The 6,446-nt window shown below is 64.1% G+C and carries 5 protein-coding genes; all 5 read right to left on the reverse strand.

The annotated features are described in order from the left end of the window. On the reverse strand, nucleotides 1-709 hold a 709-nt coding region (gene iscB, locus PHX69_RS14595), incomplete at its 3' end, for an RNA-guided endonuclease IscB (protein ID WP_288044643.1). Between the two features lie 295 nt (nucleotides 710-1,004). Beyond that, entirely contained in the window at nucleotides 1,005-1,685 is a 681-nt protein-coding gene (locus PHX69_RS14600) for a DUF4390 domain-containing protein (RefSeq protein WP_502958543.1), read from the reverse strand. Beyond that, nucleotides 1,642-3,069, reverse strand: coding sequence for a 16S rRNA (cytosine(967)-C(5))-methyltransferase RsmB (rsmB, locus tag PHX69_RS14605; RefSeq protein ID WP_288044645.1), 1,428 nt, complete (start codon nucleotides 3,067-3,069; stop codon nucleotides 1,642-1,644). Before rsmB ends, PHX69_RS14600 begins: the two co-directional genes overlap by 44 nt. Then, nucleotides 3,066-3,590, reverse strand: coding sequence for a LemA family protein (locus PHX69_RS14610; RefSeq protein ID WP_288044648.1), 525 nt, complete (start codon nucleotides 3,588-3,590; stop codon nucleotides 3,066-3,068). The genes rsmB and PHX69_RS14610 overlap by 4 nt, the downstream gene beginning before the upstream one ends. Before the next feature lie 117 nt (nucleotides 3,591-3,707). Then, the coding region (locus PHX69_RS14615) for a DNA-directed RNA polymerase subunit beta' (protein ID WP_502958544.1) at nucleotides 3,708-6,446 on the reverse strand (2,739 nt) is incomplete at its 5' end.

A 6,446-nucleotide genomic window follows, 5' to 3' on the forward strand; every position in this document is an offset into this window, starting at 1 on the left:
CTGCCCGGTTGCTGCCGCCTTGCGCTTTCGGGCGGATGTGTTCGATTTGCAGCGGCACGTCTGTGGCATCGCAGTAAGCGCACTGACGGCCCCATTTCTCCAGCAGGTACTCGCGCAGCTCGTAGCCGAACAAGGTGCCTTGCTGGTATTCGACACCGGAGATTTCCGGGTTTTGCAGGGCTTGCGTGTCAAAGCGCACCAGCTCGCTGCTGAGCGCGGTGATTGGCGCCCAGCGCTGGATGCGCTGCACCCAGGCCATGCTGGTGTCCACCCGGTGTTGCAACGAGGGCGCCAGCCAGCCGGATTTTTGGTTGCCGCGGTTGAGAAAGCGCGGGGCGCGGTGGCGCAAACTGCTGCGACGGCGGTGGCGCATCTGGCGGCGGGCCGTCAGGGCTTCGGAGATTTGCTTGCCGCGATGCAGCAGCTCCATCAGGTTCAGCACCACGGCGCAGGTCTGCACTTCGCCGCTTTGCGTGTCGATAGCTTGAGCATCGCGCACCAGTGCCAAACCGGTAGTTTTGCTACCGGGGTCGAGTTTCAAACGCAGCGGCTGCAAGGTACAGGATGCAATCTGGCGATCCACGAGCCGGATCACCATGGGCACGAGGCGATGCACCCGCGCCCGGCCACGCGCCAGCAGCAGCCGCGCGCGCTTTTCGGTGCAGGGCATCAGCGCCTTACCTTGGGTGTCCAACACAAAAACTGCCACGTATCTCTCCCAAAAAACTGCTGTCTTTCCAGCGGTCAGCCCTTACGGGCCTGGTGACGGGCCTCTTGCGAGACCGCTCCCCTCGGGAATGTCGGCAACCGGCTCCAGCTTTTGCAAGCTGCGGCGTCAACCTTCGGGCCTTTACCTTTGCCCAGCATGGTCAACGCCTTGCAGAGCAGCAAACTGAGGAAGCATTTGCTGGTGCGTCTGAACGACCTGTTGTCAACGCAAGCGGATTGGCTACCGCTTTCCCTGGTCAACCTGGCTTGAAGCCTTTCGGCTCCAAGCCCCGCCTTCAGGGCGGGGTAGTTGACTTGGCGCTCTCCATCGTCAGGCGCAGGCTGCGCGCCATGGAAATGTTCCATCCCGACCCCGAGCGGCCCAGAGCGCCAATCTGCAAGGGCCGGGGCAGTTGCGAAGTGTCGAGGCTGAACCGCAGGTGAACGCTGTAGCGCTCACCCGGTTCGATGGCGGGTGCCTCGGCGATTTTCCATTGGGCAATGCGCTGCATGGCCAGCAGCGCTTCTTCCAGGCCGTCGTAGTTTTGCCCCAGCACCACGCCCAGGCCACTGCTGTCGATGGGGTTGGCAGACACGGCCAGGCGCCAGCGCCGCGTCAAAGGCTGGTAGCTCAGGCGCATGTAGCGCGCACTGCGGGCCACGCGCTGTGCCGACCAGTACCAGCGCTCGCGCAGCACCTCGGCTTCGGCCACGAAAAACACCGGAATGCCTTGGTACAAGGCGTCCTCGACCAGCGCAGGCAGCTCCAGTTGCAGCGCAGCGCTCAGGAACAGGCCCTCGTCGGTGCGCTCCACGCGCAACTCGGAGATGGCCGTAGCCGGCTGGGCGTGTACCAGCGCAGGCAGCGCCATGGAACACCACAGCCACAGCACTGCCAGCAGCGCCACCCATCGGGGGGCGCTGCGGCTGGCGTCAGGCAGGTGCCTTTTGCAACAGGGCGTAAAAGAATCCGTCATGCTCACCGTGCAGATTGTCCGGGACGGGGCTGCCCTTGTCGCCCATGCCCGGCAATAAATGCCCGGGCGAAGGCAGCAAGCGTGCATTGCTGTGGTGCGCAAGAAACGCTTGCACCTGACCATCGCCTTCGGCCCGAAATACCGAGCAGGTGCAATACAGCAGGCGCCCACCGGGTTGCAGCAGGGGCCAGAGGGTTTCCAGCAGGCGCGCCTGTATGTGCGCCAGCTGGGCGATGTCGCTCTCGCGGCGCAGCCAGCGCACGTCGGGGTGGCGGCGCACGATCCCCGAGGCGGTGCAGGGCGCATCCAGCAAGATGGCGTCAAACAGCTGGCCACCGCAGTCTTGCTGCCACCAGTCTTGTGGGCGGCCCGCATCGGCGGCCAGCACCTGTGCGCGCAGGCCCAGGCGCTGCAAGGTCTCATGGATGCGCTCGCAGCGGGCGGGGTCAATGTCCAGTGCTGTCACCTGTAGTGCCGCCGCCGGGCCCGCATATTCGAGCAGGTGCGCGGTTTTGCCGCCAGGGGCGGCGCAGGCGTCCAGCACGCGCAGGGGCTGCGCCAAATCCAGTCCCGACAGCAGCAAGGGCGCGGCCATTTGCGCAGCCGCGTCCTGCACCGACACCCAGCCTTCCGCAAAACCGGGCAGCTGCTGCACCGGTACGGCGCGTTGCAATACCAACCCCACCGCACCCACCGGATTTGCTTTTATATTGATAGCTGCTAGCGCGCTCTGGTATTGGTCTAGCGTCGTTTTTTGTTGATTTATTCTGAGCACCATAGGTGCCTGCGCATTGTTGGCCCGCAGAATCTGCTGCCATTGCGTGGGGTGGTCTTTGCGCAGCCGTTCAACCCACCAGCGCGGGTGGTTCCACTGGGCTTGCGGATCTTGCTGCGTCGCTTGCAGCAAGGCATCGCGTTCGCGCAGGAAGCGGCGCAGGCAGGCGTTCAAAAAAGCGGCCTGGGCGCGGGTGGCGCTATCGGTCTTGGCCGCCTCTACGGCCTGGTTAACCAGGGTGAAGGGCTCGTAGGGCAAATCGTCGGCATCGCCGCACAGCAAGGCCAGCGCCACGCACAACAGCGCATCGACGGCTGGCGGCGGCGTGCGCGGTGCCAGCTGGCGGCGCAGCGCCTCGGCACGGCCCAGCGTGCGCAGCACCTGGAACAGCAGCGCCTGCACGCCCGGGCGCAGCAGTGGCGGCACGGTCTCCAGCACCGCCGTGCCCGAGCGGCCCGCGCGAATGTCGTGCAACGCCCGCGCCACGCTGTGCAACTGGCGCGACAAGGCAACGCTGTGGCTGCGCTGATCGCCAGGGATTGAGGCCGGTGCAGCCGGTGCCGGTGAACGGCGCTGCGGTGCAGGCCGGGAGATTTGGTTTTTTGTCATAGTGCTTTCGCTGGCTGGAAGCCAAACAGCCACGCCAGTACCTGTGCCGGAAACTGCGCAATCGCGGCGTTGTAATTCGCCACGGCATCATTGAATTGCTGCCGTGCCAGGGCATTTTGCTGCCCGTGCTGTGCCCAGCGGGACTCCCAGGGAGATCGCTCCTGCGTACCCTGGGCCTGCGCCACCCAACCTTGCCAGGCCAGCTCCAATGCTTCGTGGGCACTGACCAAGGCTGCCGCGGCATCGGCCTGCAAGGGCCGGGCACGGGCCACGGCCAAGGTGGCACCAAACCCGGTGGTAGCCGCCTGCAATGCCTGGTGCGCTGGTGTCACCGCCAGGCCCGCACTGTCTTGGGCCACATCGCACTCGCCCAGCAACGCCAGCATGCGCACCCAGTGCGCGTCCAGTGCCCCAAAAGCCTGCAAGGCCGCAGAACGCAGCCGCACCACGCGGTTGTAGGCCCCTACGGACCAAAACAGCAGGATCGCCAGAACAGTCCAGAAAATGGAGGAAGACAACATGCACAACTTCCAGCGCCACCACCTGGTGGCATGGGAGGGTTCAGAGGGACTGGCCCACAAAAAAGCTCCCGGCCCGCCCAAAGACAGACCGGGAGCACACGGCAAAAGCCCGGGGGCTTAGTCGGCTGCAGCGTCGTGCGTACCGACTTCGGTGTCGGCGTCGTCCAGCGTGCCCGCCATTTCAGCGGCTTCGGCTTCGGCGATGGCGCGGCGCTCGGCGTCGTCCATGGCGTCCTTGACCTTGCGCGCCTGGTGGTAGGCCATGCCGGTACCGGCCGGGATCAGGCGGCCCACAATGACGTTTTCCTTCAGGCCGCGCAGCTCGTCGCGCTTGCCCATGATGGCCGCTTCGGTCAGCACGCGGGTGGTTTCCTGGAAGGATGCCGCAGAGATGAACGAGTCGGTGGACAGCGAAGCCTTGGTAATACCCAGCAACAAGTTGCTGTAGGTCGCGGGGATCTTGCCCTCGGCCTGCAACGCATCGTTGGTGTTGAGGATTTCCGAGCGCTCGACCTGTTCACCGGCGATGTAGTTCGAATCGCCCGTGTTCTCCACCACCACGCGGCGCAGCATCTGGCGAACAATCACTTCGATGTGCTTGTCGTTGATCTTCACGCCTTGCAAGCGGTACACGTCCTGCACTTCATCGACGATGTAGCGCGACAGCTCTTCGATGCCCAGCAGGCGCAGGATGTCTTGCGGATCGGCGGGGCCGTCCACAATCGATTCGCCCTTGTTGACCACCTGGCCTTCGTGCACCAGGATGTTCTTTTCCTTGGGCACCAGCTCTTCGGACACCTTGCCCTCGGGGTCGGTGATCTGCAAGCGAATCTTGCCCTTGGTCTCCTTGCCGAACGACACCGTGCCGGTGCTTTCTGCCAGCGTGCCCTTGTCCTTGGGCGTGCGGGCTTCGAACAGCTCGGCCACGCGCGGCAGACCGCCGGTAATGTCGCGGGTTTTCTGGCCTTCGATTGGGATACGGGCCAGCACTTCGCCGGGGCCCACGTCCTGGCCGTCGCGCACCTGGATCAGCGCGCCCACCTGGAAGCCAATCGTCACCGAGTGGTCGGTGCCAGGGATCTTCACTTCGTTGCCATTGGCATCGATCAGCTTGACCTGGGGCTTGACCACCTTGGTAGAGCCACGGCGCTTGGGGTCGATCACCACCAGGGTGGACAGGCCAGTGACCTCGTCCACCTGCTTGGCCACGGTGAGGCCTTCCTCGACGTTCTCGAACTTCGCCTCGCCAGCGAACTCGGTAATGATCGGGCGCGTCAGTGGATCCCAGTTGGCCAGGATGGTGCCAGCCTTGATCTGCTGGTCGGCCTTGATCGCCAGGGTCGCACCGTAAGGCACCTTGTGGCGTTCGCGCTCGCGGCCATGCTCGTCCTGAATGACGATTTCGCCAGAACGCGAAATCACCACCAGCTCGCCCTTGGAGTTGGTCACGTAGCGCATCGTGGCGTTGAAGCCGATCACGCCGTTGGACTTGGCTTCCACGCTGGACGCAATGGCAGCACGGGATGCGGCACCACCGATGTGGAACGTGCGCATGGTCAGCTGCGTACCGGGCTCGCCGATGGACTGGGCAGCAATCACACCCACGGCCTCGCCGAGGTTGATCAGGCCGCCACGGCCCAGGTCGCGGCCATAGCACTTGGCACACAGGCCAAAGCGGGTTTCGCAGGTCAGCGCAGTGCGCACCTTCACCTCATCGACACCGGCAGCTTCCAGTTCTTCGATCAGGTCTTCTTCCAGCATCTGGCCAGCGGGTGCCAGCACAGCGCGGGTTTCGGGGTGCAGCACCTCTTCGGCCACCGTGCGGCCCAGGATACGCTCGCGCAGCGACTCGATCACCTCGCCGCCCTCGACGATAGCGCGCATCAAAGCGCCATTGGAGGTGCCGCAATCTTCCTCGGTCACCACCAAGTCTTGCGTCACATCGACCAGACGGCGGGTCAGGTAACCCGAGTTGGCCGTCTTCAGCGCCGTATCCGCCAGACCCTTACGGGCACCGTGGGTGGAGATGAAGTACTGCAACACGTTCAGACCTTCACGGAAGTTGGCCGTGATGGGCGTCTCGATGATGGAGCCGTCTGGCTTGGCCATCAGGCCACGCATACCGGCCAGCTGGCGAATCTGCGCGGCAGAACCCCGGGCGCCCGAGTCGGCCATCATGTAGATGGCGTTGAAGGACTCCTGGTTGACTTCCTTGCCATGGCGGTCGATGGTCTTCTCTACCTTGAGCTGGTCCATCATCACCTTGGACACGTCGTCACCGGCCTTGCCCCAGATGTCCACCACCTTGTTGTAACGCTCGCCCGACGTCACCAGACCGGAGACGTACTGCTGCTCGATCTCTTTGACTTCGGTTTCGGCGCGGGCCAGGATCTCGACCTTTTGCGTCGGCACCAGCATGTCGTCGATCGCCACGGAGAAGCCCGCGCGCGTGGCCAGACGGAAGCCGTTTTGCAGCAGCTTGTCGGCGAACACCACGGTTTCCTTCAGACCGCACTTGCGGAAAGAGACGTTGATGAGCTTGGAGATTTCCTTCTTCTTCAGCGCCTTGTTGATGTTGGAAAACGGCAGGCCCTTGGGCAGGATTTCCGACAGCAGCGCACGGCCCACGGTGGTTTCGACCAGCGCGGTAGCAGGCTCGAACTCGCCAGTGGCCTTGTTCTTGGTCCACTCGGTCAGGCGCACCGTGATCCGGGCGTGCAGCTCTGTCTCGCCAGCGTCCAGCGCACGTTGCACTTCGCCCGTGTCAGCAAACACCAGACCTTCGCCCTTGCCGTTGATCTTGTCGCGGGTGGCGTGGTACAGGCCCAGCACCACGTCTTGCGAAGGAACAATGGA

Source organism: Simplicispira sp., assembly GCF_028687295.1.
Classification (GTDB): Bacteria; Pseudomonadota; Gammaproteobacteria; order Burkholderiales; family Burkholderiaceae_C; genus Simplicispira; species Simplicispira metamorpha.

Bases quoted from the DNA above. Each gene is read 5' to 3' on its own strand.
- PHX69_RS14600 (WP_502958543.1), bottom strand. From the start codon at position 1,685: ATGACGGATTCTTTTACGCCCTGTTGCAAAAGGCACCTGCCTGACGCC.
- rsmB (WP_288044645.1), bottom strand. From the start codon at position 3,069: ATGACAAAAAACCAAATCTCCCGGCCTGCACCGCAGCGCCGTTCACCG.
- PHX69_RS14610 (WP_288044648.1), bottom strand. From the start codon at position 3,590: ATGTTGTCTTCCTCCATTTTCTGGACTGTTCTGGCGATCCTGCTGTTT.